This is a genomic window from Micromonospora sp. WMMC241, assembly GCF_027460165.1.
GTDB lineage: Bacteria > Actinomycetota > Actinomycetes > Mycobacteriales > Micromonosporaceae > Micromonospora > Micromonospora humi.
In genome coordinates this window covers 1,812,617-1,839,599 of the sequence record NZ_JAPZBF010000001.1, presented here as the reverse complement: position 1 = coordinate 1,839,599, position 26,983 = coordinate 1,812,617, and the positions used below count along the sequence as shown (strand labels likewise).

General features: G+C 73.8%; 23 protein-coding genes. 8 read left to right on the top strand and 15 right to left on the bottom strand.

Annotation, left to right across the window (positions count from 1 at the left end):
- Window positions 1–96: 96 nt before the first annotated feature.
- The 4 genes from uvrC to rsgA form a co-directional block, all read right to left on the bottom strand.
- Complete coding sequence (uvrC, locus tag O7598_RS08815; RefSeq protein WP_269690836.1) at window positions 97–2,034, bottom strand: excinuclease ABC subunit UvrC; 1,938 nt, start codon at window positions 2,032–2,034, stop codon at window positions 97–99.
- Window positions 2,035–2,116: 82 nt separating this feature from the next.
- Window positions 2,117–2,602 carry a Rieske (2Fe-2S) protein gene (locus O7598_RS08810; protein WP_269690835.1) on the bottom strand — a complete coding sequence of 162 codons (486 nt, stop codon included), beginning with the start codon at window positions 2,600–2,602 and terminating at the stop codon, window positions 2,117–2,119.
- Window positions 2,603–2,762: 160 nt separating this feature from the next.
- Window positions 2,763–5,705 (bottom strand): excinuclease ABC subunit UvrA, encoded by a 2,943-nt coding sequence (gene uvrA, locus O7598_RS08805; RefSeq protein ID WP_269690834.1) that lies wholly within the window; start codon window positions 5,703–5,705, stop codon window positions 2,763–2,765.
- A gap of 153 nt (window positions 5,706–5,858) precedes the next feature.
- A complete protein-coding gene (rsgA, locus tag O7598_RS08800) occupies window positions 5,859–6,938 on the bottom strand; it encodes a ribosome small subunit-dependent GTPase A (RefSeq protein WP_269690833.1) in 1,080 nt (359 codons plus the stop codon).
- Between the two features lie 185 nt (window positions 6,939–7,123).
- Here rsgA and O7598_RS08795 point away from each other — a divergent pair, with 185 nt between their 5' ends.
- Both O7598_RS08795 and O7598_RS08790 read left to right on the top strand, forming a co-directional pair.
- Window positions 7,124–7,840: a maleylpyruvate isomerase family mycothiol-dependent enzyme gene (locus tag O7598_RS08795; RefSeq protein ID WP_269690832.1), complete on the top strand. Its 717-nt coding sequence runs from the start codon at window positions 7,124–7,126 to the stop codon at window positions 7,838–7,840.
- 8 nt (window positions 7,841–7,848) lie between these two features.
- A complete protein-coding gene (locus tag O7598_RS08790; RefSeq protein WP_269690831.1) occupies window positions 7,849–8,502 on the top strand; it encodes an MBL fold metallo-hydrolase in 654 nt (217 codons plus the stop codon).
- Window positions 8,503–8,547: 45 nt separating this feature from the next.
- On the opposite strand, the gene O7598_RS08785 is transcribed toward O7598_RS08790, so the two are convergent.
- Both O7598_RS08785 and O7598_RS08780 read right to left on the bottom strand, forming a co-directional pair.
- Complete coding sequence (locus tag O7598_RS08785) at window positions 8,548–9,156, bottom strand: DedA family protein (protein WP_091060005.1); 609 nt, start codon at window positions 9,154–9,156, stop codon at window positions 8,548–8,550.
- 90 nt (window positions 9,157–9,246) lie between these two features.
- Window positions 9,247–9,921 carry a class I SAM-dependent methyltransferase gene (locus O7598_RS08780; RefSeq protein WP_269690830.1) on the bottom strand — a complete coding sequence of 225 codons (675 nt, stop codon included), beginning with the start codon at window positions 9,919–9,921 and terminating at the stop codon, window positions 9,247–9,249.
- 178 nt (window positions 9,922–10,099) lie between these two features.
- On the opposite strand from O7598_RS08780, the gene O7598_RS08775 reads away from it, so the two are divergent.
- A complete protein-coding gene (locus tag O7598_RS08775; RefSeq protein ID WP_091059998.1) occupies window positions 10,100–10,303 on the top strand; it encodes a cold-shock protein in 204 nt (67 codons plus the stop codon).
- 50 nt (window positions 10,304–10,353) lie between these two features.
- Here O7598_RS08775 and O7598_RS08770 read toward each other — a convergent pair whose 3' ends face one another.
- The 5 genes from O7598_RS08770 to O7598_RS08750 all read right to left on the bottom strand — a co-directional run bounded on the left by O7598_RS08770 (window position 10,354) and on the right by O7598_RS08750 (window position 15,549).
- The gene (locus tag O7598_RS08770; RefSeq protein ID WP_269690829.1) at window positions 10,354–11,631 is read right to left on the bottom strand and encodes an MFS transporter; all 1,278 of its coding nucleotides are present in this window, start codon (window positions 11,629–11,631) and stop codon (window positions 10,354–10,356) included.
- Complete coding sequence (locus tag O7598_RS08765) at window positions 11,628–12,203, bottom strand: ArsR/SmtB family transcription factor (RefSeq protein WP_269690828.1); 576 nt, start codon at window positions 12,201–12,203, stop codon at window positions 11,628–11,630. Before O7598_RS08765 ends, O7598_RS08770 begins: the two co-directional genes overlap by 4 nt.
- Before the next feature lie 100 nt (window positions 12,204–12,303).
- Window positions 12,304–13,212, bottom strand: coding sequence for a hypothetical protein (locus O7598_RS08760; protein ID WP_269690827.1), 909 nt, complete (start codon window positions 13,210–13,212; stop codon window positions 12,304–12,306).
- A 166-nt stretch (window positions 13,213–13,378) separates the two neighbouring features.
- Window positions 13,379–15,031: a CocE/NonD family hydrolase gene (locus O7598_RS08755; protein ID WP_442929838.1), complete on the bottom strand. Its 1,653-nt coding sequence runs from the start codon at window positions 15,029–15,031 to the stop codon at window positions 13,379–13,381.
- 2 nt (window positions 15,032–15,033) lie between these two features.
- Complete coding sequence (locus O7598_RS08750) at window positions 15,034–15,549, bottom strand: MarR family winged helix-turn-helix transcriptional regulator (protein WP_269690826.1); 516 nt, start codon at window positions 15,547–15,549, stop codon at window positions 15,034–15,036.
- Window positions 15,550–15,681: 132 nt separating this feature from the next.
- Here O7598_RS08750 and O7598_RS08745 point away from each other — a divergent pair, with 132 nt between their 5' ends.
- Window positions 15,682–17,817, top strand: coding sequence for an MMPL family transporter (locus tag O7598_RS08745; protein WP_269690825.1), 2,136 nt, complete (start codon window positions 15,682–15,684; stop codon window positions 17,815–17,817).
- A gap of 51 nt (window positions 17,818–17,868) precedes the next feature.
- Here the strand turns inward: O7598_RS08745 and O7598_RS08740 are convergent, their stop codons facing one another.
- Both O7598_RS08740 and O7598_RS08735 read right to left on the bottom strand, forming a co-directional pair.
- Window positions 17,869–18,753: a transglycosylase SLT domain-containing protein gene (locus O7598_RS08740; RefSeq protein ID WP_269690824.1), complete on the bottom strand. Its 885-nt coding sequence runs from the start codon at window positions 18,751–18,753 to the stop codon at window positions 17,869–17,871.
- Window positions 18,754–18,801: 48 nt separating this feature from the next.
- Window positions 18,802–20,250 (bottom strand): DedA family protein, encoded by a 1,449-nt coding sequence (locus tag O7598_RS08735; RefSeq protein WP_269690823.1) that lies wholly within the window; start codon window positions 20,248–20,250, stop codon window positions 18,802–18,804.
- 132 nt (window positions 20,251–20,382) lie between these two features.
- Between O7598_RS08735 and typA the strand changes: the two genes are divergently transcribed.
- Entirely contained in the window at window positions 20,383–22,251 is a 1,869-nt protein-coding gene (gene typA, locus O7598_RS08730) for a translational GTPase TypA (RefSeq protein ID WP_269690822.1), read from the top strand.
- 191 nt (window positions 22,252–22,442) lie between these two features.
- Here typA and O7598_RS08725 read toward each other — a convergent pair whose 3' ends face one another.
- Entirely contained in the window at window positions 22,443–23,108 is a 666-nt protein-coding gene (locus O7598_RS08725; protein ID WP_269690821.1) for a class I SAM-dependent methyltransferase, read from the bottom strand.
- Between the two features lie 74 nt (window positions 23,109–23,182).
- Here O7598_RS08725 and O7598_RS08720 point away from each other — a divergent pair, with 74 nt between their 5' ends.
- Window positions 23,183–24,049 (top strand): serine hydrolase, encoded by an 867-nt coding sequence (locus tag O7598_RS08720; protein WP_269690820.1) that lies wholly within the window; start codon window positions 23,183–23,185, stop codon window positions 24,047–24,049.
- A gap of 4 nt (window positions 24,050–24,053) precedes the next feature.
- Here O7598_RS08720 and O7598_RS08715 read toward each other — a convergent pair whose 3' ends face one another.
- Window positions 24,054–24,851 (bottom strand): tyrosine-protein phosphatase, encoded by a 798-nt coding sequence (locus O7598_RS08715; RefSeq protein WP_269690819.1) that lies wholly within the window; start codon window positions 24,849–24,851, stop codon window positions 24,054–24,056.
- Window positions 24,852–24,895: 44 nt separating this feature from the next.
- Here O7598_RS08715 and O7598_RS08710 point away from each other — a divergent pair, with 44 nt between their 5' ends.
- Both O7598_RS08710 and O7598_RS08705 read left to right on the top strand, forming a co-directional pair.
- The gene (locus O7598_RS08710; protein ID WP_269690818.1) at window positions 24,896–25,993 is read left to right on the top strand and encodes a mandelate racemase/muconate lactonizing enzyme family protein; all 1,098 of its coding nucleotides are present in this window, start codon (window positions 24,896–24,898) and stop codon (window positions 25,991–25,993) included.
- Between the two features lie 55 nt (window positions 25,994–26,048).
- A complete protein-coding gene (locus O7598_RS08705; RefSeq protein WP_269690817.1) occupies window positions 26,049–26,966 on the top strand; it encodes a C40 family peptidase in 918 nt (305 codons plus the stop codon).
- Window positions 26,967–26,983: the final 17 nt, after the last annotated feature.

Sequence of the window (26,983 nt, the reverse complement as noted above, 5' to 3'; positions counted from 1 at the left end):
GACTACGGGAGCGGCGGAGCGCCCAGATTCCGCCGGCGATCGCCACGGCTGTCGGCAGAAGGCAGCAGAGCCCGCCGGGGTCCACCACGACCGGGGTCAGGACGGCGTCTTCGCCGGATCGCTGTCGAGGGCGGCGAGGATGGCCTCGGCCGTACGGCGGCCCACGCCGGGCACCTCGGTGATCTCCTCCACGGTGGCCGCGGAGAGGCGCTTGAGCGAGCCGAAGTGCCGCAGCAACGCCTTGCGCCGCACCTCGCCGAGGCCGGGCACGTTGTCCAGTGCCGACTCGGTCATCCGCTTGGAGCGCCGCTGGCGGTGGAACGTGATGGCGAAGCGGTGGGCCTCGTCGCGGACCCGTTGCAGCAGGTAGAGCGCCTCGGAGGTGCGCGGCAGGATGACCGGGTAGTCGTCGTCGGGCAGCCAGACCTCCTCCAGCCGCTTGGCCAGCCCGCACAGCGCCACGTCGTCGATGCCCAGCTCGGTCAGCGCCTTCGCGGCGGCGGCCACCTGAGGCGGGCCGCCGTCGACCACCACCAGCTGCGGCGGGTACGCGAACCGGCGTGGCCGCCCGGTCGTCGGGTCGATGCCCGGGCGGTCGGGATCGGCGGCGGTCTCCTCGCCCAGCTCGCCGGTCTCGGCCCGCGCGTCGAGGTAGCGGGCGAAGCGCCGGCGCAGCACCTCGGACATGGCGGCGAGGTCGTCGGTGGCGCCGCGCACGATGAACCGTCGGTATTCGCTCTTGCGGGGCAGCCCGTCCTCGAAGACGACCATGCTGGCGACCACGTCGGTGCCCTGGATCTGGGAGACGTCGTAGCACTCGATGCGCAGCGGCGAGGTGCGCATGGCGAGCGCGTCGGCGATCTCGTCGAGGGCCTGGCTGCGGGTGGTCAGGTCACCGGCGCGCTTGAGCTTGTGGCGGGCCAGCGCGTCCCTCGCGTTGCGCTCGACGGTCTCCAGCAGCGACCGCTTGTCGCCGCGCTGCGGCACCCGCAGGGACACCCGGCTGCCGCGCCGGGTGGAGAGCCAGTCGGCGAGCGCGTCCGCGTCGGCGGGCAGCTCGGGGACGAGCAGCTCGCGGGGGACGTCGGCCTCGCCCTGCTCGCCGCCGTAGACCTGGGTGCAGAAGTGGTGCACCAGGTCGCCGGTGGTCAGCTCCTCGGTCTTCTCCACCACCCAGCCGCGCTGGCCGCGCACCCGGCCGTCGCGGACGTGGAAGACCTGCACCGCGGCTTCGAGGGGGTCGTCGGCGAACGCCACCACGTCGGCGTCGGTGCCGTCGCCGAGCACCACGGTCTGCTTCTCCATGGCCCGGCGCAACGCGGCCACGTCGTCGCGCAGCCGGGCGGCCCGCTCGAACTCCAACTGCTCGCTGGCGTCCAGCATGTCCTTCTCCAGCCGGCGCACCATGGTGTCGGTGCGCCCGGCCATGAAGTCGCAGAAACCGTCGACGATCTCCCGATGACGCTCGGCGCTGACCGTGCCGACGCACGGCGCCGAGCACTTGCCGATGTAGCCCAGCAGGCAGGGCCGGCCGACCTGCCCGGCCCGCTTGAACACCCCGGAGGAGCAGGTGCGCGCCGGGAAGACCCGCAGCAGCAGGTCGAGCGTCTCGCGGATGGCCCAGGCGTGCGAGTAGGGCCCGAAGTAGCGCACGCCCTTGCGCTTGGCACCGCGCATCACCTGCAGGCGCGGGTATTCCTCGTCGAGCGTGACCGCCAGGTAGGGGTAGGACTTGTCGTCGCGGTAGCGGACGTTGAACCTGGGGTCGTACTGCTTGATCCAGGTGTATTCCTGCTGGAGCGCCTCCACCTCGGTGGCCACGGTGATCCAGTCGACGGACTCGGCGGTGAAGACCATCTGCCGGGTGCGCTGGTGCAGGTTGACCGGGTCGGCGAAGTAGGAGTTGAGCCGGCTGCGCAGGTTGCGCGCCTTGCCGACGTAGATCACCCGGCCGGTGCCGTCGCGGAAGCGGTAGACCCCTGGGGACTCCGGAATGGTGCCGGTCGCGGGACGGTAGGTCGAGGGGTCAGCCACACCTCAAGCCTAGTCCGCACCCCCGACACCCGGCCGCCGCCGCACCCGCCCCGGAGGCGGCGGACGGCGGCGGCGCGTGCGGTCAGGCCAGCGCGATCTGGTCGCCCTCGACCTTGATCTCCTTGGCCGCCAGCGGCTTGGTGGCGGGACCCGCCTTCACCGACCCGTCGGCGATCGAGAACCGGCTGTTGTGGCAGGTGCAGTTGATGGTGCCGCCGTCGACGTTCGACACCGGGCAGCCCTGGTGCGTGCAGATCGGGTCGAACGCCTTGAACTGGCCCGCCTCGGGCTGGGTGATCACGACACCCTTGCTGGCGTACACCGCGCCGCCCCCGACCGGGATGTCGGTGGTGCGGGCCAGCGGACCGCTGCTGTCGCGGTTGCCGCCGCCGGCGTCGCCGGTGGCGCCGGCACCGGGCGGCCCGCCGCTGGTCGGGGCCGCCCCCGGGGCCGCGTCGTCGCCGCCGCAGCCCGCGAGCACCACGGCCGCGCCGACCGCGCCGGCACCCGCGAGCAGGGCCCGGCGGCTCTGCGTGACCGGTCCGGTCAGCACCTGGTCGTCACTCATCTCCGGCCTCTCTCTCGGCTGTCGCCACCGGTCATGATCCGTGGCCACACTGCGGTACACGCACCAGCGTGGTGCACGGTTCATACTGGCGCGTCACGAAATGCGCACCGGCAAACGTACGAGCGGGCCGGGTGACCGGCCCACTCGCCGTACGCGTCGGTCAGCGCGCCCCCGCCGGCACCTTGCGGGCCCGCGTCTTCGTGGCGCCGTTCGCCTTCGCCGCCCGCGTGGTGGCCGCCTTGGCGCCCTTGGCCTCGCCGGCCAGCTTGAGGATCGGCCGCAGGAACTCGCCGGTGTGGCTCTCCGCCACCTCGGCGACCTCCTCCGGGGTGCCGGTGGCGAGCACCGTGCCGCCCCGGTGACCGCCCTCGGGCCCCATGTCGATCAGCCAGTCGGCCGTCTTGATCACGTCGAGGTTGTGCTCGATGGTGATCACCGTGTTGCCCTTGTCGACCAGGCCCTCCAGCACCAGCAGCAGCTTGCGGATGTCCTCGAAGTGCAGGCCGGTGGTGGGCTCGTCGAGCACGTAGACCGTCCGGCCGGTGGACCGCTTCTGCAGCTCGGAGGCGAGCTTCACCCGCTGCGCCTCACCACCGGACAGCGTCGGCGCGGGCTGGCCCAGCCGGACGTAGCCCAGCCCGACGTCGACGAGCGTCTTCAGGTGCCGGTGGATGGCCGGGATGGCCGAGAAGAACTGGGACGCCTCCTCGATCGGCATGTCCAGCACCTCGGCCACCGTGCGGCCCTTGTAGTGCACCTCCAGCGTCTCCCGGTTGTAACGGGCGCCCTTGCACACCTCGCAGGGGACGTAGACGTCCGGCAGGAAGTTCATCTCGATCTTGATGGTGCCGTCGCCGGAGCACGCCTCGCAGCGCCCGCCCTTGACGTTGAACGAGAACCGGCCCGGGCCGTACCCCCGGACCTTGGCCTCGGTGGTCTCGGCGAAGAGCTTGCGGACGTGGTCCCAGACCCCGGTGTAGGTGGCCGGGTTGGAGCGCGGCGTCCGCCCGATCGGCGACTGGTCCACGCCGACGACCTTGTCGACGTGCTCCAGGCCGGTGATCCGGGTGTGCCGGCCGGGCACCAGCCGGGCGCCGTTGATCTGGTTGGCGAGCACCGTGTAGAGGATGTCGTTGACCAGCGTCGACTTGCCCGAGCCGCTGACCCCGGTGACCGCGATGAGCTGGCCGAGCGGGAAGCTCACGGTGAGGTTGCGCAGGTTGTGCTCGCGCGCGCCGTGCACCACCAGCTCCCGGCCCGGCGTCTGCGGCCGGCGGGTGGCCGGGGTCGGGATGGCCTTGCGCCCGGCCAGGTAGGCGCCGGTGACCGACTCGTCGTTGTCGAGCAGCGCCGGCACCGAGCCGCTGTGCACGATCTTGCCGCCGTGCTCGCCGGCGCCAGGACCGATGTCGACGATCCAGTCGGCCACCCGGATGGTGTCCTCGTCGTGCTCGACCACGATCAGCGTGTTGCCCAGCCCGCGCAGCCGCAGCAGCGTCTCGATGAGCCGGTGGTTGTCCCGCTGGTGCAGGCCGATCGACGGCTCGTCGAGCACGTAGAGCACGCCGACCAGGCCGGAGCCGATCTGGGTGGCGAGGCGGATGCGTTGCGCCTCGCCACCGGAGAGCGTGCCGGCCGGGCGGTCCAGGGAGAGGTAGTCCAGGCCCACGTCGAGCAGGAACTTCAGCCGGGCGTTGATCTCCTTGAGCACGCGCTCGGCGATCATCTTCTGCCGGTCGGTCAGCTCGATGCCGGCGAGCAGGTCGGCCGCCTCGCCGACGGAGAGGTTGCAGACCTCGGCGATGCTCTTGCCGGCCAGCGTGACCGCGAGCACCTCCGGCTTGAGCCGCGCGCCGCCGCAGGCCGCGCAGGGCACGTCGCGCATGTAGCCCTCGTACTTGTCGCGGGACCACTCCGACTCGGTGTCGGTGTGCCGGCGCTCGATCCACTGCACCACGCCCTCGAAGCCGGTGTAGTAGGAGCGCTCGCGACCGTACTTGTTGCGGTAGCGCACGTGCACCTGGTCGTCGGAGCCGTGCAGGATCGTCTTCTGCGCCCGCGACGGCAGCGCCCGCCAGGGCGTGTCGACGTCGAAGTGCTGGCTCTCGCCGAGCGCCTCCAGCAGGCGGAGGAAGTATTCCAGGTTGTGCCCGGTGGCCCAGGGCTGGATCGCGCCCTCGCGCAGCGTGCGCTCCGGGTCCGGGATGACCAGCTCGGGGTCGACCTCCTTCTTGGTGCCCAGGCCGGTGCACTCCGGGCAGGCGCCGTAGGGCGCGTTGAAGGAGAAGACCCGGGGTTCCAGGTCCTCGATCGCGAGCGGGTGGTCGTTGGGGCAGGCCAGGTGCTCGGAGTAGCGGCGCTCCCGGGCCGGGTCGTCCTCCGGCAGGTCGACGAAGTCGAGCAGCACCAGGCCGCTGGAGAGGCCGAGGGCGGCCTCGACCGAGTCGGTGAGCCGCTGCTTGGCGCTCTTCTTGACGCTGAGCCGGTCGATCACCACCTCGATGGTGTGCTTCTCCTGCTTCTTGAGCTTCGGCGGCTCGGTCAGCGGGTGCACCACGCCGTCGACCCGGGCCCGCGCGTAGCCCTTGGCCTGCAGCTCGGCGAAGAGGTCGACGTATTCGCCCTTGCGGCCGCGCACCACCGGCGCGAGCACCATGAACTTGGTGCCCTCGGGCATGGCGAGCACCCGGTCGACGATCTGCTGCGGGCTCTGCTTGGAGATCCGCTCGCCGCAGATCGGGCAGTGCGGCTCGCCGATGCGGGCGAAGAGGAGACGCAGGTAGTCGTAGACCTCGGTGATCGTGCCGACGGTGGAGCGCGGGTTGCGCGAGGTGGACTTCTGGTCGATGGAGACGGCGGGGCTGAGGCCCTCGATGAAGTCGACGTCGGGCTTGTCCATCTGGCCGAGGAACTGCCGGGCGTACGACGACAGCGACTCGACGTAGCGGCGCTGCCCCTCGGCGAAGATGGTGTCGAACGCCAGGCTCGACTTGCCCGAACCGGACAGCCCGGTGAAGACGATCAGGGCGTCCCGGGGCAGGTCGAGACTGACGTCACGCAGGTTGTGCTCGCGCGCGCCACGGATGATCAGACGGTCGGCCACGGTGCGTGTGCTCCCGGAAGAAGAATGTGAGGCGAAGTCTGTTTTTCATGAGTTGCCGGAGCGGTTTCCCGTAGTCGCAATGCGCAGGGAAAGCGCCCCGGCAACTCTAGCCCCGAGGTGTGACAACTTCCGTGGCGCGCACATTCCCCCAGCTCAGAACGCGCCGGGAGCGGGCGGGGTCGCCGGACGCCCGGCGCGCCGCCGCCCGCCCCGCCAGCCGCCCCGCCGCTCGGCCGCGAGCCGGGCCGCGCGCCGGCCGCTCTCGTACGCGACCTCCCGCTGCAACCGCCGCCAGCTCTCCCACCGGCGCGCCGGCAGCTCGCCGCGGTCCAACGCGTCCCGCACCGCGCACGCCGGCTCGGCGTCGTGCGCGCAGTCGGCGTACCGGCAGCCGGCGGCCAGCTCGGCGATGTCGGCGAACGCGCGGTCCAGCCCGGCCGCGCCGTCCAGCAGGCCGACCGCCCGTACGCCGGGGGTGTCCAGCACCGCGCCGCCACCCGGCACCGGCACCAGCGCCCGCCAGGTGGTGGTGTGCCGCCCCTTGCCGTCGACCCGGCGGATCGCCTGGGTGGGCATCACCTCCGCCCCGGCCAGCGCGTTGACCAGGCTCGACTTGCCGGCGCCGGACGGGCCGAGCAGGCCCAGCGTGCGCCCCGCAGCCACGTGCCGGCGCAGCGGCGCCAGCCCGGTGCCCCGCTCGGCGCTGACCGGCAGCACCGGCACCCCGGGGGCCAGCTCGGTCAGCTGCCGGGCCACCGCGGCCGGGTCGGCCGCCAGGTCGGCCTTGGTGAGCACCACCAGCGGCTCGGCCCCGGACTCGTGGACCAGGGAGAGCAGGCGCTCGATGCGGGCGGCGTCCGGCGCCGGGTGCACCGGCTCGACCACCGCGGCGGCGTCCAGGTTGGCGGCCAGCACCTGGCCGCTGGCGTCCTTGCCGGCCGTGCGCCGCACCAGCGCGGTGCGCCGGGGCAGCACCGCCTCCACGGTGACCGGGCCGTCCGGCCAGGTGGCCAGCAGCACCCAGTCGCCGGCGCAGGGCAACGCGGTCAGGTCGCGGGCCGCGGCGGCGAGCACGCCGCCGCCGAGGCTCGCCCGCACCGGGCCTTCCGGCCGCAGCACGGTGCACACGCCGCGGTCCACCCGGGCCACCCGCCCGGGTCGGTGGTCGGCGCGTCGATCGAGGTGGGTCGCCCAGTCGGCGTCCCAGCCGAGGGCGGTCAGGTCGAGGGTCATGGTGTCCTCATCGGTGTGGTGGGGAATCGGGGCGGAACACACGCGCTGCGACCGGCATGCCCACCACCTCCCTCCCGGCGCCGCGACCCGCTGTCGTCGGCCCCGACGGTAGGCGGCGCGCCGACGCGCGGAAAGCGATTTCCACCCCGGGCGCGCCGGGGCGGGGCCCGCTACTGTCGAACCCGATGACGACTGATCCCCTGCTGCTGACCGGCGAGCTGGCCGCGGCCAACGACCGGCTGCTGCGTACCGTGGCGGGCCTGACCGCCGCGGACGTCGCGGCGCCGTCGCTGCTGCCGGGCTGGACCCGCGCGCACGTGCTCACCCACCTGGCCCGCAACGCCGACGGCTTCGTCAACCTGCTCACCGCCGCGCGCACCGGCGAACCGATCCCGATGTACGCCTCGATCGAGGCGCGGAACGCCGACATCGAGGCGGGCGCCGGCCGGGGCCCGGCCGACCTGCTGGACGACCTGCGCCGCAGCGGCCAGCGTTTCGACGCGGCGGTGGCGCGGATGCCGGCCGAGGCGTGGGGCGCCATGGTGCAGGCCCGGCGCGGCCCGTGGCCGGCGGCGCTGCTGGTCTGGGGTCGGTTGCGCGAGGTCGAGGTGCACCACGTCGACCTGGCGACCGGCTACCTGCCGGCGGACTGGCCGGCGGCGTTCGCCCACCGGCTGCTGCACGAGGTGACGACCGGGCTGACCGGCAACCCGGAGGCGCCGGCCATGGTGCTGCGGGTCGACGGCGCCGGGCACGACATCGTCGTGGGCGATCCCGAGGGGGCGCCCACGGTCACCGGCCCCGCGCCGGAACTCGCCGCCTGGCTGACCGGCCGGGGCACGGGCGAGCTGCTCACCGTCGACCCCGACGGCCCCCTGCCGACTCCACCGGAATGGATCTGAAGACCGTCATGACCTACACCGGAGACGTCACGCCCGGCGGTCCGCCGGCCGTGCGCGAGCTCGACCGGCTCACCGTCACCAAGCTGTCGGTGGGCCCGATGGACAACAACGCCTACCTGCTGCGCTGCCGCGGCACCGGCGAGCAGTTGCTGATCGACGCCGCGAACGAGGCGCCCCGCCTGCTGGAGCTGATCGGCGACGGCGGGCTGGCGACCGTGGTCACCACCCACCGGCACATGGACCACTGGGTCGCGCTGGAGGAGGTCGTCGCCAAGACCGGCGCTCGCGCGCTGGTGCACGCCGAAGACGCCGAGGGCCTGCCGATCGCCACCGAGGCGCTGCGCGAGGGCGACACCGTCACGGTCGGCGACTGCGCGCTGGAGGTGATCCACCTGCGTGGGCACACCCCGGGTTCGATCGCGCTGCTCTACCGCGACCCGGCCGGCACCCCGCACCTGTTCACCGGCGACTCGCTCTTCCCCGGCGGCGTGGGCAACACCGACCAGGACCCGGAGCGGTTCGGCCCGCTCGTCGACGACGTCGAGGCGAAGCTCTTCGACCGGCTGCCGGACGAGACCTGGTTCTATCCCGGCCACGGCAAGGACAGCACCATCGGCGCCGAGCGGCCCGCCGTGCCGCAGTGGCGGGCGCGCGGCTGGTGAACGCGCCGGGTCCGGCCTCCCCCGTGGCGGCCGGGCCCGGCCCGCTCAGCCGGTCACCGCGCGCAGCCGGCGCCGGGTGCCGAGCAGCACCGGGCCGGCGAGCAGCAGCCCGACCGCCATGGTGAGCACCGTCGGGTCGAGGGCGCCGGGCAGCAAACCGGTCAGCGTCCGCGCGGCCAATCCGAGCGCCACGTAGAGCCCGGCCCACGCGGTGGCGCCGAGCGCCGCGCAGGCGACGAACCGCCGGTACGGCATCCGCAGGCCACCGGCGGCCAGCGGTAGCAACGCGTTGAACACCGGCAGGAACGGCGCCACCAGCACGATCCGCCCGCCGCCGCGGCGCAGCAGCGTCTCCGCGGCCGCCCAGCGGGACTCGCCGATCCAGCCGCCCAACCGACCGCGGCGCAGCCGCCCGCCCCAGATCCGCCCGGCGAGGAAGCTCAGCGACCAGCCGGCCAGGCAGCCGGCCACCACCGCCGCGACCGCCGCCACCCCGCCGACCGGCCGGCCCGCGCCGACCGCGGCGAGGACCGCGGCGTCGCCGGGCACCAGCACCCCGAGCAGGGGTACGGCGTCGGCGAGCATCACCACGCCCAGCAACCCCATCAGCAGCGTGGTGGGCAGCTGCCCGAACTGGGCGAGGAGATCCGTCATGCCTGGCACGCTATGCCCGATCGGCTGGCCGGGACATCGGGCGTGATCCCCCACACGCCCCCGAGGCGGCATCCGGAGGATCCCCGAGAGTCAGCGCGGACGCAGCACCTGCACCCGGCGCACCGGGGAGTCGACGGCGGGCTCGGTGGTGGGCACCGGGTAGCTGGCCACCAACTCGAGCCCGTCCGGCGGCAGGTGGCCCCGGTCCGGGTCGCCGACGAGCACCTCGACGCCCCGGTCGGCGCAGCGTCGCAGGTAGGGCAGCACCCGGGCGGCCAGCGCCGCGTCGTAGAGGGCGTCGCCGGCCACCAGCAGGTCGACGCCGGCCACACCGTCGAGCAGGTCGGCGCCGTCGGCGGTCACCCGGACCCGGTTCGCCCGGGCGTTGACGGTCACGGCGGCCAGCGCGTACGGGTCGACGTCGTTGGCCACCACCTCGCCGGCGCCGGCCAGCGCGGCGGCGATGGCCACCAGTCCCGAACCGGCGGCCAGGTCGAGCACCCGTCGCCCGGCGACGAGTTCGGGGTGGTCGAGCAGGTGCCGGGCCAGCGCCTGCCCGCCAGCCCAGACGGAGGCCCAGTACGGCGGTGGCAGCGACCGACCGGCCGCGGCCTCCATCCGTGCCCACCACAGGATGGCGTCCTCGGCCAGGTGCAGCCGCACTTCGGGCACGAACGGCGTGGCCATCAGGCGCAGCCGGTCCGGCCCCGCCCCGGGCGCGGTGATCTCCCGTTGCAGGTCGGTCAGCGCCGTCGTTGTGCTCATCGGGGCAAGCATGCCGCGCCCCGGCGGCCGCCGGTGGCATTTCCGGCTCCGGAGTATTCACGAGCCACGCCGGCACTTCCGCCAGCGGATCCGGGCCCGGGCGGTTACTGTCGGGGAGGTACAGGGGCGATCACCGGCCGCGGGCCGGTGCTCACCCGCATTGAACAGGGAGAGACGCATGGCAACCGGCACGGTCAAGTGGTTCAACTCGGAAAAGGGCTTCGGCTTCATCGAGCAGGACGGCGGAGGCCCGGACGTGTTCGTCCACTACTCGGCCATCCAGAGCGGTGGGTATCGCGAGCTCAACGAGGGCCAGAAGGTCGAGTTCGAGGTGACGCAGGGCCAGAAGGGCCCGCAGGCGGACAACGTTCGTCCGATGTGACGATGTGCCGGTGGCGGCGGTCGGGTTCCGACCGCCGCCGCAGCACGCTGTCAGGCGGGCGCCGCCGGCAGGTCATGCCGCTGCCGTAGCGGCCCGACCAGCAGGATCAACGGCGTGAGCGCCAGCCACGCGGTCATCACCCGGATCGCGCCGGCCGGCCCCCAGGCCGCGCCCAGCCCGCCGGCCACCAGCGCGGCGAGCGGGATGGTGCCGTAGTTGAGCAGATGCATGCTGACGGTGACCCGGCCGAGCAGCCGGTGCGGCGTGTAGGTCTGCCGGAAGCTGCCCTTGACCACGTTGCCGATCGCGACGCCGAGGCTCACCAGCATTCCCCCGAGAACCAGCCACACCGTCCGCGCGCCGGGGCCGGCGAGCGGGATCAGCAGCGCGGGCGGGCCGGTGAGCGCGCCGGCGAGCAGCAGCGCCCGGGCGGTGCCGACCCGGCGGGCCAGCCGGGCGGCGAGGGCCGCCCCGACGACCCCGCCGAGGCTGGCCAGGCCGATCAGGAGGCCGACCAGGCCGGCCGGCAGGTCGGCCGAGCGGACCAGGAAGACCACCAGCACCGCCTGGTAGCCGGTGAGCCCGATGTTGCTGGCCGCGCCGAAGACCGTCAGCACCCGCAGGTACGGGTCCCGGGCGACGAAGCGCAGCCCGTCGGCCACCTCCCGGCGCATGGACGCGGTCCCGTCGGGGTGGGTCGGACGGGGTTCGACCGTCCGGATGCGGTGCAGGCACAGCGCCGACGCCAGGAAACTCACCGCGTCCAGCGCCACCGCGGTCACCGCGCCGGCGAGCTGGGCGATCAGGCCGGCCAGCCCGGGGCCGAGCAGGTAACTCGCGGTGTGGGTGGCGTGCAGCCGGGAGTTGGCCGGCGGCACCTGCTCGGGTGGCAGCAGGGTGGGCAGGTAGACCTGGTCGGCGGTTTCGAAGAAGACCCGGGCCAGGCCGGCGCCGAGCGCCACGGCCAGCAGGTGCCCCACGGTGAGCAGATCGAGCAGGGCGGCCAGCGGGACGCTGGCGAACAACGCGGCGGCGGCCAGGTCGGCGGCGATCATCACCGGCCGGCGGCGGACCCGGTCCACCCAGGCGCCGACCGGCAGGCCGGCGAGCAGCCAGGGCAGCCAGGCCGCGGCGGTCAGCACCGCCACCTGGAACGTGCTGGCGTCGAGCACCGCCACCGCGACCAGCGGCAACGCCACGGTGGTCATGTTGCTGCCCACGGCGCTGATGGTGTGACCGGTCCAGAGCAGCCGGAAGTCGCGGTGCCGGAACAGCCCGCCGCGCGGCGGGACGGTGGGCGGCGCGTACTGGCCGGCGGGAGCGGTCACGGCCGGCTCGGCACGCCGTGGGCGAACACGAACACCGGCTCGCGGGTCTGCCCGTCGTCGGGCACCGCGCGATCGGCCCAGCGGGTGAGGAGGGCGACCACCTCGCGGCTGAGCTGGGTCAGCTCGTCCGGCGTCAGGTGCAGCCAGTGGTCGGTGCTGAACGGTCCGTCGCCCCAGGCGGCGTGGGCCTCCTCGGGGGCGGCGTGCCAGGCCCGTACCAGCTCGGTGTGGCGCTCCAGGTTGAGCGAGCTGGCCGCGTCGGCCACCACCCGGGCGGAGGGGTCGTCGTCGAAGTCGGTGTTCGACCAGCGCACTCCCCGGTTGCGCGGCTTCCACCAGCGTTCCCGGCGGTCGCGGGCCAGTTCGGGCGCCTCGACCAGCAGGTCGGCGGCGGCGAGCACCTTGAGGTGGTGGCTGACGTTCGCCGGCGACTGGTCGGTGCGCTCGGCGAGCATGCCCACGGTGCACGGGCCGTAGACCTTGAGCACGTCCATGAGGCGGCGGCGGAGCGGGTGGGCGAGCGCGGCGAGCACCCGCGAGTCGGTGACCTGTCTGACCGTCGGCTGATCCATGCGGCCGAGTCTTACATTCGCAAGAGATATTGCGCAATAGTTGTTGCGGAACTCGTGCGACCCGTCGCCGCGACGCTGCAGTCGTCGCGGCGCGGAAGGATCAGGCGGTGAGGCGCCGGGACAACTCGTCGGCGACGTCCCGGGCGATCTGCGGCGGGATGGCCGCGGCGATCCTCTCCGGCGGCAGCCCGGCCAGGACGCCGGTGACGATCTGCTGCTCGTCCGTGAAGTCCTTGCCGGACAACTCGTTCACCTGCGCCACGAGCGCCGGCCACGCCTGGAGCATCGCCAGCATCTGCTGCAACGGCGAGTTCGCCGCCGGCGGATTGACCAGTCCGGCGGTGCCGGCCGGCGAGATCAGCCAGTTGCGCAGGTTCTGCAGGTCGGCGAAGACGTCGCCGACGGTACGGGTGGACGAGCCGGTGTTGCGGATGAGCTTGTCGGTCTGTTCCATGTCGGTCTCCGGTTTCACTGGGACGATCAGGCCGATCGCGGTGAGATAGCGGCGGAACAGCGGGGTCTGGTCCCGGCCCGCCTTGGTCGAGTCGCGGAAGAAGCTGATGTGGGTGTGGTAGAGGTGACTGCTGTCGCCGCTGGTGCGCTTGCCCAGCCGGTCCCACCGCCGCACGGTGCGGCCGTCCGCGGAGTAGATGACCTCCCGGATGTCCCGGGAGTCGGCCGCGTTCGCCGCACACTGCGCCACCAGCCAGGTGGAGAACGTCCGCAGCGTGTGCGTGGCACCGCCGGAGCGGACCGAGAACGTGCCGACGTCGAGCGCGGAGGCGTAGAGCGTCAATCCGGAACGGTCCCGGGTGGACTCCACCACCGAGTAGTCGTTGGTGACCACCCGGTCCGAGCCGCAGTGGTAGCCGCCCCGGTGGCTGGGGTCGCCGACGATGCCCACCTCCGCCGGCTCGAGGTCGGCGTCCCGGACGACGTTCTTGTCGACGTTGAGATAGGCGAGTAACAGGGTTCGGACGGCCAACAGGTTCGCCGGGGCCGACGTCATGGCAGATCCCCTCCGATCGATCGTCGGTACGGGCACTGCAGTCACGACGCGTGATGAGGTGAACTCTGCGGGCGCGCCCCTACCGGATAACTGCACGACAACGGGCACTTGCCTGAAGACTATCCCCGGTTAGGGGAAATGCCCAGGTCAAGGCCAAGATTTACGATTATCTGCCCGGTGTGGACGACGCCTTCGCGAGCGGCAGCAGCACCGCGGAGGGGTGCGCGTGGTCGTGCAGCACCTCACGCCATCCGGCACGGAGCGTGACGGCGGTGCCGAGCGGCTCGCCGGTGCCGGGATTACGCGCGTAGCGCGGGTGGGCGCCGCCGGAGACCTGGAGCCGCAGCCGGTGCCCGGGCGCGAACCGGTGGGCGGTCGGCCAGAGCGCGACCGGCACCCGGAGCACACCGGAGCCGTCGTCCGGGAACCGTCCCGGTTCGACGCGGACCAGGCCGTCGCAGACGTTCCACGAGCGTCCGCGGCGGTCCACGTCGCACAGCCGCACGAACACGTCCAGGTAGGACAGCTCGCTGCGCAGGTGGATCTCGGCGCGGACCGGACCGATCACCTCCACCGCCCCGGGAAGCGGGTCGCTGGTGTAGGTCAGCACGTCCGGGCGGGACTCCACCGGCCGGTTGTCCACCGCGCCGGCCCGCTGGGCGACCAGCAGCGGGCCGCCCAGCGAGGGGGTCGGGTCGGCCGGGTCGTACCGGATCTGGTCCGGCCCGCCGCCCGCCGGCGGCCCGGTGGCGAGGCCGCCCCCGGGTTGCAGGTGCCAGCGCGTCGGGGTGGCCGGTGGTGGCCAGTCGGGCAGGTCGCGCCAGCCGCCGCCGGCGCCGCCGACGTGCACCCGGACCGGCGCGCGGGGCGTCGCGGGGCGGTCCGCCAGGTGCTCGGCGAACCAGTCCAGCCCCTCCCGCAACGACGCCACCAGCAGCCCCGGGCTGCCGTGCGTCCACGGGCCGACGGTCAGCCTCGGACGGGCGCCGGCGGCACGCAGCCGCGCGTAGTCGTCGAGCTGGGCCGGCAGGAAGATGTCCTGCCAGCCGCTGACCATGGCGACCGGCGCGCGGACTTCGGCGATCCGGTCGCCGAAGACCCGGCCGCGCCAGTAGTCGGCGTCCGGCGTGTGGTGGCGCAGCCACTCCTGGAAGAACGGCACCGTCACACCGGTGGCGACCCGGTCCGCCTCGGCCAGCGGCAGGTGGGTCAACGCGCGGACCAGCCGGGGCTGGCCACGCTTGAGTTCCCACTGCCGGGCCAGCCAGGGCACGGTCTGCGCCTGCAGCAACTCCGCCCAGGTGAGCACCGTGTCCAGCGCGAAGGACTCCCCCGCGTACGTCGAGTCGCGGGTGGCCGAAGCGGTCACCACCGCGACCATCGCGCGCAGCTCGTCGCCCGCCTCGGCGGCCACCGCCCACTGCACGAAACCCTGGTAGCTGGCGCCGAACATGCCGAACGCGCCGGTCCACCAGGGCTGTCGGCGCAGCCAGTCGAGGGTGTCCAGCCCGTCGTCGCGCTCGTGCACCAGCGGGGCGAACTCGCCACCGGAGCCGTACGTGCCGCGGCAGGACTGGATCACCACGTGGAAGCCACGCTCGGCGACCAGGCGGCCGAGCAGTCGCATCGGCCCGCCCCGCCCGTACGGGGTGCGGATCAGCACGCAGGCGGCACCGGGCAGGTCGGGCGCGTAGTGGTCGGTGCGCAGGGTGGTCCCGTCGCGGACCCGCACCGGAAGGTCCCGGGTGACGGTGACCCGGCCGGTGCGGGCGGCGGGCAGTCGCAGCGCCGCCGCGGCGAGCCGGGTGACCAGTCGCACGGTCAGCGGTCGCCGGACGGCTCGGAGGTGGCACGGGCGGCGCGCACCTCGTCCCGGTGCGCGCGCATGCTGTGCGCGATCTCGCCCATGAACCGCTGCACCACGGCCAGTTCGTCGTCGGTGAACCGGTCCATCACCTCGTCGGTGCGCCGGCCGAGCGGGCCGAAGAAGCTCTGCGCCAGGGTGGCGCCCCGATCGGCGTAGTGCAGCAGGATCTTGCGGCGGTCGGCGGTGTCCCGGTCACGCCGGATGTGGCCCGCGCGTTCGAGCCGGTCGACCAGGGCGGTGACCGAGCCGGACGAGAGATTGAGCACGTCGCCGAGGCGGCCGGGGGTGATCGGGTCGCCCACCAGCTCGGCCTCCATCACCGCGATCAGCGCCTGCAGGTCTGTCGGGTTGAGCCCGTGCAGCCCGGCGAACGCGTGCCCGACGTGCTGCGCGTCGGCGGAGTAGCGACGCAGGTCGTTGGTGATCTCGGCGACCATCCGCCCTCGCGGGTCGTCCCGTCGCCGGTACATGCCGTGCCCCGTCACCGCTTGCCGCCACCCCCTGCCCGGTCCGGTTGCAGCATAGAGCCTTCCCGGATAATCTCGCTCATCAAGATACTCGGCTAGCGAGAATCAACCGGCAGAAGGCATGTGAGGCTCCCGATGTCACTGTTCACCCGCGTCGCCCGGGGCCGGTTGGCCGCCTGGCTGACCGTGGTCGCCGCCCTCGTCGTCGGCGCGGTCGTGTTCGGTCTACCCAAGCCGGACAACCCCCAACCGGTCTCCGCCACCGGCCTGTCGGTGGAGTGGCAGTCGACGCAGGTCGAACGCCTCCAGGACCAGCTCCCGTCCCGCGACACCCAGGCCGCGCTGGTGGTGGTGAGCCGCGCCGACCGGGCCCCGCTCAGCGCCTCCGACCGGAGCGCGCTCGACGGCGCCACCGGCAAGCTCGGCGCGCTCGCCGTCGGCGGGCGGGTCTCCCCCGCCCAGGTCTCCCCGGACGGCACCGTCGCGCTGGTCGCCGTGCCGCTGTCCACCGCGGGCGACCAGCAGGCGGTCGTCGACGAGGTGGTCAAGGTGCGCGACGCCGTGGCCGGACTGCCCGACGACCTGACCGTCGAGGTCACCGGCGGTCCCGCCTTCACCGCCGACCTGAGCAAGGTGTTCCAGGGCGCCGACACCACGCTGCTGCTGGTCACCGCCGCGGTCGTGGCGCTGCTGCTGCTCGTCACCTACCGCAGCCCGTTCCTGTGGCTCGTCCCGCTGCTGGTGGTCGCCGCCGCCGAACAGTTCACCCTGCGCACGGTGGAGACCGTGGTGCCCGCGCTGGGCATCTACCTGCCGAGCGGCCAGGTCACCGGCATCGCCAGCGTGCTGGTCTTCGGCGCCGCGACCGACTACGCCCTGCTGCTCATCGCCCGCTACCGCGAGGAACTGCGCCGCGAGGAGAACCGGTTCACCGCCATGCGGGCCGCCCTGCGGCGCACCGCCGAGCCGATCCTGGCCAGCGGCGGCACGGTCGTGCTCGGCGTGCTGACGCTGCTGCTGTCCGAGCAGGAGACCAACCGGGCGCTCGCGGTGGCCTGCGCCATCGGCGTGGTCTTCGCCATGCTCTCCGCGCTGTTCGTGCTCCCCGCCGCGCTGGTGCTCTTCGGCCGGGGCCTGTTCTGGCCGTTCGTGCCGAAGGTGGGCAGCGCCGCCCGCGAGGGCCGGCTCTGGGGCCGCCTCGGCGAACTGGTCGTCCGCCGGCCGCTGCCGGTCGCCGCGCTGGCCACACTGCTCCTCGCCGGCCTCGCCCTGGGCGGCCTGGGCATTCGCACCGGACTCTCCGAGACCGAGCAGTTCCGGGAGCGTCCCGAGGCGGTCACCGGCGCGGAGACCCTGGCACGGGCGTTCCCGGCCGGCAGCACCCAGCCGGTTGCCGTGCTCACCAACCCGCAGGCCGCCCCGGCGGTCCTCGCCGCCGCCGGCGCGGTCGACGGCGTCGCCTCCGCCCGGCCGAGCACCGCCGGCGACCGGGTCGCCCAGATCGACGTGGTGCTCACCGCCGAACCCGGCACCGCCGCCTCCGACCGCGCCGTGGTGGCGCTGCGAGACGCGGTCGCCGCCGTGCCGGACTCCGCGCCGCCCACCGTCGACGGCGCCGACGCACCCGACGGCGCCCTGGTCGGCGGGACGGTCGCCGCCACCTACGACTCGAGCGAGGCCAACACCAAGGACCTGCAACTGATCCTGCCGATCATCCTGCTGCTCGTCGGCGCCGTGCTGGTGCTGCTGCTGCGCGGCCTGCTGGCCCCGCTGCTGCTGGTGCTGACCGTGATCGCGTCGTTCTTCGCCAGCCTCGGCGCGGCCTGGCTGATCTTCGACCACGTCCTGGACTTCCCGGCGCTGGACAGCGGGGTGCTGCTGCTGGCCTTCGTGTTCCTGGTCGCGCTCGGCGTGGACTACAACATCTTCCTGGTCACCCGCGCCCGGGAGGACGCCCGCCGGACGGGCACCCGCGACGGCATGTTGTCGGCGCTGCGGGTCACCGGCGGCGTCATCACCAGCGCCGGCGTGCTGCTGGCCGCGGTCTTCGCGGTGCTGGGGGTGCTGCCGCTGATCACGCTCACCCAGATCGGGATCATCGTCTGCGTCGGCGTGCTGCTGGACACGCTGCTGGTCCGTACCGTGCTGGTGCCGGCCCTGGCGTTCCTGCTCGGGGACCGGTTCTGGTGGCCCGGGAAGATCACCCGGGAGCCCGACGCGCCTGCCGAGAGCGCCGGCGCGTCGGCCGAGCCGGTCACCGCCCGGGACTGACCCGTCGGCCGGGGGTGGGCGTGCCGCCCGCCCCCGGCCGTGCCGGTCGGATCAGAACGCGAGGCACTCGCAGCCGGTCATCAGCTCGCGCACGTTGTAGACGTACTGCGGGTTGGGGATGGCCAGCGGCTTCCCCTCGCGCGCCACCGCCGCGTGCCCGAAGTTGTACGCCGAGATCACGGCGTTCAGCAGGCACGAGTTCAGCTCGGCGGTGCACAGCGAGGCGTCGAGCCGGTAGTCGGACTCGAAGTACATGTCGCCGATGTACTTGGTGAGCCACGCCAGGTAGGTGCCCCCGAGGTAGGCGTTGTCCCGATAGTCGTCGATGTCGTACGACTGCTCGAACCGCTGGTTCATCCACTCCGCCGTCGCCGGCATGACCTGCATCAGCCCGACGCCGGTGTCACAGGCGTAGATGTTGGACTGCCAGCCGCTCTCCTGCCAGGCGGTGGCCTTCATCAGCGCCGACGGGATGCGGATGTCCGGCGCGGAGGTGGGCCAGTAGGTGCGCGCCGCGGCGTCGGTCAACGCCTTCTTCACCTGACTCTGACTCGCCTTGGTGCCCTTGTAGCTCGGCTTGCAGCCGCTGGCCGGCGGCTTCGGCGCCGGCGGCACCCGGGTCTCGGTCGGCGGCTTCGGCCGCGCCAGCGGCGCGGTGGACGTGCGCGACGGCTTCGGCCGCGGCTTCGCGCTCGCCGAGGCGGCGGGGCTGGGTCGGCCGCCCATCGCCGCGACGCCGGGCGGCTCCTCGCTCGGCGCGTCGGCCGGCGCGTCGACGGGGTCCTCCGCCGCGGGCTCCTCGACCGGCACCTCGGTGGGCAGCTCCGTCGCCACCCCGCGAACCGGTGGCTCCTCGTCGCCGCACCCGGTCACCGCCCCGGCCGCCAGCAGCGCCACCATGGCAGCCGCGGCCAACCGGCCGACTCCTCGCCGCATCGAACCTCCCCGTGGTTCCGTCGGCGCACCCTAACAGGCATCGACGGGTCAGCGTGGTCCCCGCGACGTCGGCCGGCGCTCCCGGGGCCGCGGCGGCCCCGCCCCGCCGGCCCCGACGCCGTCCGGGCCGGCGTCCGCCGGGGTCGGCGGGCCGGCGGCCGCCACCCGCTCCCGGGTCGCCCAGGCGACCACGAACACGGTGGTCCAGGCAGCACCCAGCAGCACCGACGAGGCGGTGCCGGTGACCGTGCTCCAGCCCAGGTAGAGCCGGGCCCCGGTGACCGCGACCACAGCGGCCGAGGCGACCGTCCAGACGGCCACCGCGACCGGCCAGCGCGCCCCGCGCGCCAGCAACCACGCCAGGGTGCCGAAACTCGCCGTCACCACCGCGTTCTGGCCGGGGAACAGGTCCCGCACGCGGTCCGGGCCGCCCGGGCCGGTCAGGTCGGCGACCACGACCAGCAGCACCAGCGGCACGGCGGCGCCGACCGTGCCGACCACGCCGAGCAGGTCCGCGCGCCAGGGCCGCTGCCGCCGGGCCACCACCGCCGCCACCACGGCCACCGCGCAGATCAGCACCCAGCCGCGCAGCACGGACACCGCGGCCAGCGCCGCGTCGGCCACCCCGGGGGTACGCCGGGCGGTGAACCAGTCGCCGACCAGCCCGTCGAGCACCCCGAGCCCGCTGTGCCGGACCACCGCCTCCAGCAACGCGGCCACCGCCAGCCCCACGGCGAACAGCAGCGCCAGCCCGAGCGCCAGGTTGATCAGCAGCGTCCAGACCGGGCCGACCCGCATGCCGACCAGGAAGAACAGCACCCCGTAGCGGGATCGCAGCCAGCGCAGCGGCGGCAACGCGGCGGCGCGCGTCACGAGCGCCCGGGCCGGGTCCGGGTTACGCCCCAGCCAGCGACCGGCCAGCACCACGCCGAGCAGGCACACCAGCAGCACCAGCACCGCCCCGGTGGCCCGCCCCAACAGCTTCGACACCCGCTCGTACGACTCGCCGGCCAGGTATCCGGCCAGCACCGAGCCGCCGACCCAGCTCACCACCCCGGCCAGGTTCCACGGCGCGAACCGCCGGTACGGCATCCCGGCCCCGCCGGCCAGCCGGGGCGCCAGCGTGCGGGCGAAGGCGATCCACCGGGCGGCGGTCATGGCGCGCCCGCCGAGGCGGTCCAGCAGCTCCTCGGCGCGTCGCCACCGGTGCGGCCCGATCCGGGCGCCGAGGCCGGAGGCGCGCAACCGGGGCCCGTACCGACGCCCGGCGCGGTAGGCGAGTGTGTCTCCGATCACGGCGGCGGCCATCATGGCCAGCAGCGCGGGGGCAAGCCGTAGCGTCCCCGCGTACGCTAGGAAGCCGACCAGCAGCAGGGTCGCCTCGCCCGGCACCAGCAGCCCGAAGATCACCGCGGTCTCTCCCGCGACGATCGTCGCGGCGACCAGGTAGATCAGCAGGGGCGGCAGCTCCTGCAGCCAGTTCAGCAGGTCAGGCATTCGGCACCCCGCACGGGAGCCAGCATGCCAGTCGCTGCCACGGTCGGCCCAGCACTTTCGACACAGATCCGGGCCATCTCGGGGGTGACCCCGAGGCGTGCCCCGGCAACCGCAGACAGGAGTATGGAGGGTATGCAGCTTCGCACCGACCTCCGCAACGTCGCCATCATCGCCCACGTCGACCACGGCAAGACGACCCTGGTCGACGCCATGTTGCGGCAGGCCGGCGCCTACGGCGCCCGTGGCGAGGACACCGAGCGGGTCATGGACTCGGGGGACCTCGAACGGGAAAAGGGCATCACCATCCTGGCCAAGAACACCGGCGTGCGGTACCTGCCGGCGGACGGGTCCGACCCGGTCACCATCAACATCATCGACACCCCCGGCCACGCCGACTTCGGCGGCGAGGTCGAGCGCGGTCTGACCATGGTCGACGGCGTGGTGCTGCTGGTGGACGCCAGCGAGGGCCCGCTGCCGCAGACCCGGTTCGTGCTCCGCAAGGCGCTGCGCGCCCGCCTCCCGATCATCCTGGTGATCAACAAGGTGGACCGGCCGGACTCCCGGATCAAGGAGGTCGTGGACGACACCTACGAGCTCTTCCTCGACCTGGACGCCGACGAGGAGCAGATCGACTTCCCGATCGTCTACGCCTGCGCCCGCGACGGCATCGCCTCGCTGACCCAGCCGGCCGACGGCTCGGTGCCCAGCGACAGCACCTCCCTGGAGCCGCTGTTCCGCACCCTGCTGGACACCATTCCCGCCCCGTCGTACGACGATGGCGCGCCGCTGCAGGCGCACGTCACCAACCTCGACGCCTCGCCGTTCCTCGGCCGGCTGGCGCTGTGCCGGGTCCGGCAGGGCACGATCAGCAAGGGCCAGACCGTGGCCTGGTGCCGCACCGACGGCAGCACCCAGCGGGTCCGCATCTCCGAGCTGCTGATGACCGAGGGCCTGGAGCGCAAGCCCGCCGAGTCGGCCGGGCCGGGCGACATCATCGCCGTCGCCGGCATCCCGGAGATCATGATCGGTGAGACGCTCGCCGACGCCGAGAACCCGATCCCGCTGCCGCTGATCACGGTGGACGAGCCGGCCATCTCGATGACCATCGGCACCAACACCTCGCCGCTGGTCGGCCGGGTCAAGGGCGCCAAGGTCACCGCCCGGATGGTCAAGGACCGGCTGGACAAGGAGCTGATCGGCAACGTCTCGCTGCGGGTGCTGCCCACCGAGCGGCCGGACGCCTGGGAGGTGCAGGGCCGGGGCGAGCTGGCCCTGGCCATCCTGGTCGAGCAGATGCGCCGCGAGTCCTACGAGCTGACCGTCGGCAAGCCGCAGGTGGTCACCAAGGAAATCGACGGCAAGACCTGCGAGCCGGTCGAGCGGCTGACCATCGACTCCCCCGAGGAGTACCTGGGCGCGATCACCCAGCTGCTGGCCACCCGCAAGGGCCGGATGGAGCAGCTGGTCAACCACGGCACCGGCTGGATCCGGATGGAGTGGCTGGTCCCGGCGCGCGGCCTGATCGGCTTCCGCACCGAGTTCCTCACCGACACCCGGGGCACCGGCATCCTGCACCACGTCTTCGAGTCGTACGAGCCGTGGTTCGGCGAGCTGCGGACCCGTCAGAACGGTTCGCTGGTCGCCGACCGGGCCGGTGCGGTCACGTCGTTCGCCATGATCAACCTTCAGGAGCGCGGCCAGCTCTTCGTCGAGCCGACCACCGAGGTGTACGAGGGCATGATCGTCGGGGAGAACTCCCGCTCCGACGACATGGACGTCAACATCACCAAGGAGAAGAAGCTCACCAACATGCGGGCGTCGACCTCCGACGAGACCGAGAAGCTGATCCCGCCGCGCAAGCTGTCGCTGGAGCAGGCCCTCGAGTTCTGCCGCGAGGACGAGTGCGTCGAGGTCACCCCGGTCGCGGTGCGCATCCGCAAGGTGGTCCTGGACCAGCAGCAGCGTGGCCGGGCCGCCGCCCGCCGCAAGCACGCCGGCTGACCCACCGCCGCACCCGGAGCCCGGCCCGCCCCTCGGCGGACCGGGCTCCGCCGTCTCCCCCACCCCACCCCCACCCCACCCCACCCCCACCCCACCCCTCATCGTCGATCATGAAGTTAGCGGCCGATCCGGAGATCGAATTCGCCGCTAACTTCATGATCGACGCGCAAGGGGCGGGGGTGGGGGTGGGGTCAGGTGGGTTTGGTGGCTGCGAAGGCCAGGATGTCGGGGATCGGGCCGGAGCCGGACTCGACCACCCGGTCGAGGACCAGGCCGGCGGCGGTGGCGGCGGTCAGCAGGTCGGCCAGGGGCAGGTGCCAGGCGCCCACCCGGGCCCGCACGCCGTGCGAGTTCCACGACCGGAACGTGCGCTCCCGCTCGGCGTAGCCGCCGTCGATCACGATCCGCTCCTGGTCGGACCGGTCGGCGAACGCGCCGCAGAAGCACGGATGCACGCCGACGTGCACCAGCCGGCCGCCCGGCGCCAGCGCCCGGGCCATCTCCGCGATCGCCGCCGGGTAGTCCGGCATGTCGGTGTGCGCCAGCAGGCAGACCGCGGCCGGCACCACGGCGTCGGCCAGCGGCAGCGCGGTCGCGTCGGCGCGGGCCACCGGCAGCCGGGACCGGGCGTGGCGCAACTGCCCGGCCGACAGGTCCACGCCGACCGGCGTCCAGCCGAGCCGGCGCAGCTCGGCGACGTGCGCCCCGGTGCCGCAACACAGGTCCAGGCACCGCCCCGGACCGTCGCCCAGCAGCTCCGCCAGCACCGACCGGACCCGGTCCATGTAGGTCGCCGAACCGACCGTGGCGTACTCCTCGTACCAGTCGGCGATCTCGTCGTACAAGGGGGTCGTCATTCCCGCACGCTAGCCCCGCGCACGGCGGCGGCGCAGCCCCGCGCCCGCCGCGAAGATCCGCTACGGTCACCTGCATGACCTGGGCCGAACTCGACGCACACCTGGACAAGGTGCCCGGCACCGTCTCCGCGTACGTGGGGCGTCCCGGCGCCCGCCCCACCTGGACCCGGCACCCGGACGCCACCCACTACGCGGCGAGCACCATGAAGGTCGCCGTGCTGGTGGCGCTGCACCGCGCCGCCGAGGCCGGCCGGCTCGACCTGGACGCTCCGGTGCCGGTGCGCAACGCGTTCGACTCCGCGCTGACCGGCGCGCCCCGCTTCGCCAACGCCCGCGACTACGACAACGACGAGGCGGTCTGGGACCGGGTCGGCGGCGTCGCGCCGCTGCGCTGGCTCGCCGAACGGATGATCATCCGCTCCAGCAACCTGGCCACCAACCTCTGCATCGGCCAGGTCGGTCTGCCGGCCGTCGCGCAGGCGTGGACGCTGGCCGGCGCGCGGCACAGCGTCACCGGCCGCGGCATCGAGGACTTCGCCGCCCGCGACGCCGGCATCGACAACCTGGTCACCGCCGCCGACCTCGCGGTCATGCTCGGCGAGCTGGCGCTGGGCGCCACCCGGCCCGGCCCGCTCGCCTCGCCGGCCGGCTGCGCCGCCATGCTCGACGTGCTCGTCGCCCAGGAACACCGCGAGGACCTGGCCGCCGGGCTCCCCGACGGCACCCGCGTCGCGCACAAGAACGGTTGGGTACGCGGCGTCCGCCACGGCGCCGGCGTGGTGTTCCCGGACGACGCGCCCCCGTACCAGATCGTGGTCTGCACGACCACCGACCTGGCCGACGGCGGCGCGGACGGCGAGCAGGTCGAGGACGACGCCTGCCGGCTGATCGCGCACGTCTCCGCGCAGGTGTGGGACGTCCGGCACGAGCTGGCCGGGTGAGCCACTACTCCAGCAGGTGCTCGCGCAGCCCGGCCCGCACGTCGTCGGTCACCCCCAGACCGTCGCGCAGGTAGGCCTCGAACGACCCGTGCACCCGGCGCACCTCGTCGTAGGCGGCGTCCAGGTACTCCGGGCGCACCTCCAGCAACGGCCGCGCCACCGTCGGGTCGAGATCCGGCCGGCGCCGCGTCATGGCCGCCAGCAGCACCTCCCGCAGGCTCTCGGTCAGCTCGTTGTGCCGCAGGTAGTCGGCCCGGATCGCCGGCTCCGCCACCCCCAGCGCGGTCAGCAGCACCACCGACAGCCAGCCGGTGCGGTCCTTGCCGGCCGAGCAGTGGAACAGCAGCGGTAGGTTCGCGCCGTCCGCGGCCAGCCGCACCGCCTCGCCGAACCCGACCCGTGCCGGCTCACCGGTGACGAACCAGCGGTAGATCGCCGTCATCGCCCCCGGCATGCCCTCGCGGGCCAGCTCCGCGTACGCGTCCAGGTCGTGGCCCTGCAACACCGCCGAGACGTAGGTGAACACCGGGTGGACCGCGTCGTACACCGGCAGGTGCACGACCCGGGGCTCGCCCACCAGCCGGTCCGGCGGGGCCACCTCCTGCTCCTGCGCCGCGCGCAGGTCCACCACGCACGCCGGGCCGAGCTTGCCCAGCACCGGCAGGTCGTCGTCGGTGAGCCGGCCCAGCGCCGCGGTGCGCACCAGCCGTCCGACGCGTACCCGCCGTCCGTCGACGGTCGGCATCCCGCCCAGGTCACGGGCGTTCGGCGCGCCCACCAGTTCCCAGTCCCGCCCGGTCATCGGCCCTCCCCTGCTCGTCGCCAGTTGCCTATAGGGTGCCCCACATGACGATCGCGGCGGTACGCACCTACCGGCTCTCGGCCCCCTTACACACCCCGTTCGTCACCGCGCTGCGCAGCACCACCACGGTGGAGACGCTGATCGTCGAGGTCGTCGACAGCGACGGCCGCTCGGGTTTCGGCGAGGCCCCGCAGGTGTGGCAGGTCACCGGCGCGTCGATCGGCGGCGCCGAGTCCTGCGTACGCGAACTGCTCGCCCCGCTGCTGACCGGCCGCGACGCCGACGACCTCCAGGCCCGGTGCGCGCAGGTGCGCGGCGCGGTGGTGGGTAACGAGTCGGCGAAGGCGGCCGTCGACGTGGCGCTGCACGACCTGGCCGCGCGGCGGCTCGGCGTACCCCTGGTCCGGCTGCTCGGCGGCACCGCGCTGCGCGTCCCGACGGACGTCACGCTGGCCGCGGGCGACGCGGTCGACCTGGCCGCGGCGGCCGGCCGGCGGCGCGCCGAGGGTTTCACCGTGCTCAAGCTCAAGGTCGGCACCGACGCCGGCGGCGACCTCGACCGGGTCCGCTCGGTGCGCGCCGCGGTGGGCCCGGACGTACGGATCCGACTGGACGCCAACCAGGGCTGGACACCGCGCGAGGCGGTCCGGGTGATCCGGGGCATCGTCGACGCCGGGCTCGACGTCGAGCTGGTCGAGCAGCCGGTGCACCGCCGCGACCTGGACGGCCTGGCCTGGGTCAGCGACCGGGTGGAGGTGCCGATCCTCGCCGACGAGTCGGTGTTCGACGTGCGTGACCTGGTCGAGGTGATCCGGCGCCGGGCGGCCGACATGGTCAACGTGAAGCTGGCCAAGTGCGGTGGCCTGCAGGCGGCCCGCACCCTGCTCGACCTGGCCGCCGCGCACGGCATGGGCACGATCGTCGGCTCGATGATGGAGGGACCGATCGGCGTGGGCGCGGCCGCCAGCCTGGTCGCCGCCTCCGGCACCACGGCCGTGTCGGACCTCGACGCCGCCTGGTGGCTCGCCTGGTCGCCGGTCACCGGCGGCATCCGGTACGAGGGCGCGAACGTGCTGCTGCCGAACGCTCCGGGGCTCGGCATCGCCGACGTGAGTGAAGCTAAGGTTCAGCGCCACGGTTGAGTGTCGTTGGATTTTTTCATAGGGTCGCCCACAGGAGCGTGGGAGGAGGGTGCGGATGGCGCCTCAACCGGGCCACCAGGCCGTCGTACGGGTCCCGGTGGCGACCCTGTGGACAGACCCCGAGGCGATCCGCCCGGTCGACGAGCCGGCCCTGCGCGACTCTCCCGACGTCGCCGCCTGGGTCGCCGGGCTGGACCGCGACCAGCAGGTCGGCGACTGCGTCCTGACCCAGCTGCTGCTCGGCGAGCCGGTGCTGGTCACCGAGGCCGGGCCGGACGGCTGGGTGCGGGTGGTCGCCCTCGGGCAGCCCGCCGCCAAGCTGGACCCCCGCGGCTACCCGGGCTGGATGCGGGCCGCCCACCTCGCCGCGCCCGCCGACGACGCGCCGGGCGCGCCCGCGCTGGTGGTCGACGTCCGCCGCACCACGCTGCACGAGGCCGCCGCCGGGTCGCCGGCGCTCACCGGGGTGGTCCTGGGCACCCGTCTCGTCTCCACCGGGCGGCCGACGGACGGCTGGCGACCGGTCCGGGCGGCCGGTCGGACGGACCCGCTCTGGTCTCCGGAGGGCGACCTCGTGCCGTCGCCCGCCGAGCGGCCCGACGCGAAGGAGGTGCTCGCGGTCGCCGAGCGGCTGCGTGACCTGGTCTACGTCTGGGGCGGCCTGTCCACCGACGGCATCGACTGCTCCGGGCTGGTCCACCTGGCCTGGCGGCGGTACGGCGTCACGCTGCCCCGCGACGCCGACGACCAGGCCGAGGCGACCATGCCGCTGGCGCTCGACGACGAACGCCCCGGCGACCTCTACTTCTTCGCCCGCCCCGGCCGCCGCATCCACCACGTCGGCATCGTCTCGGCCGAGCCGCACGGCGGCCGGCGCCGAATGCTGCACGCCTGCTACCGCACCCGCCGCGTGGTCGAGGAGGAACTACCCCCGGCCCGGGTCGACACCCTGGTCGGGGCGCACCGGGTCTGAGCCGTGTGTCCGGGGCG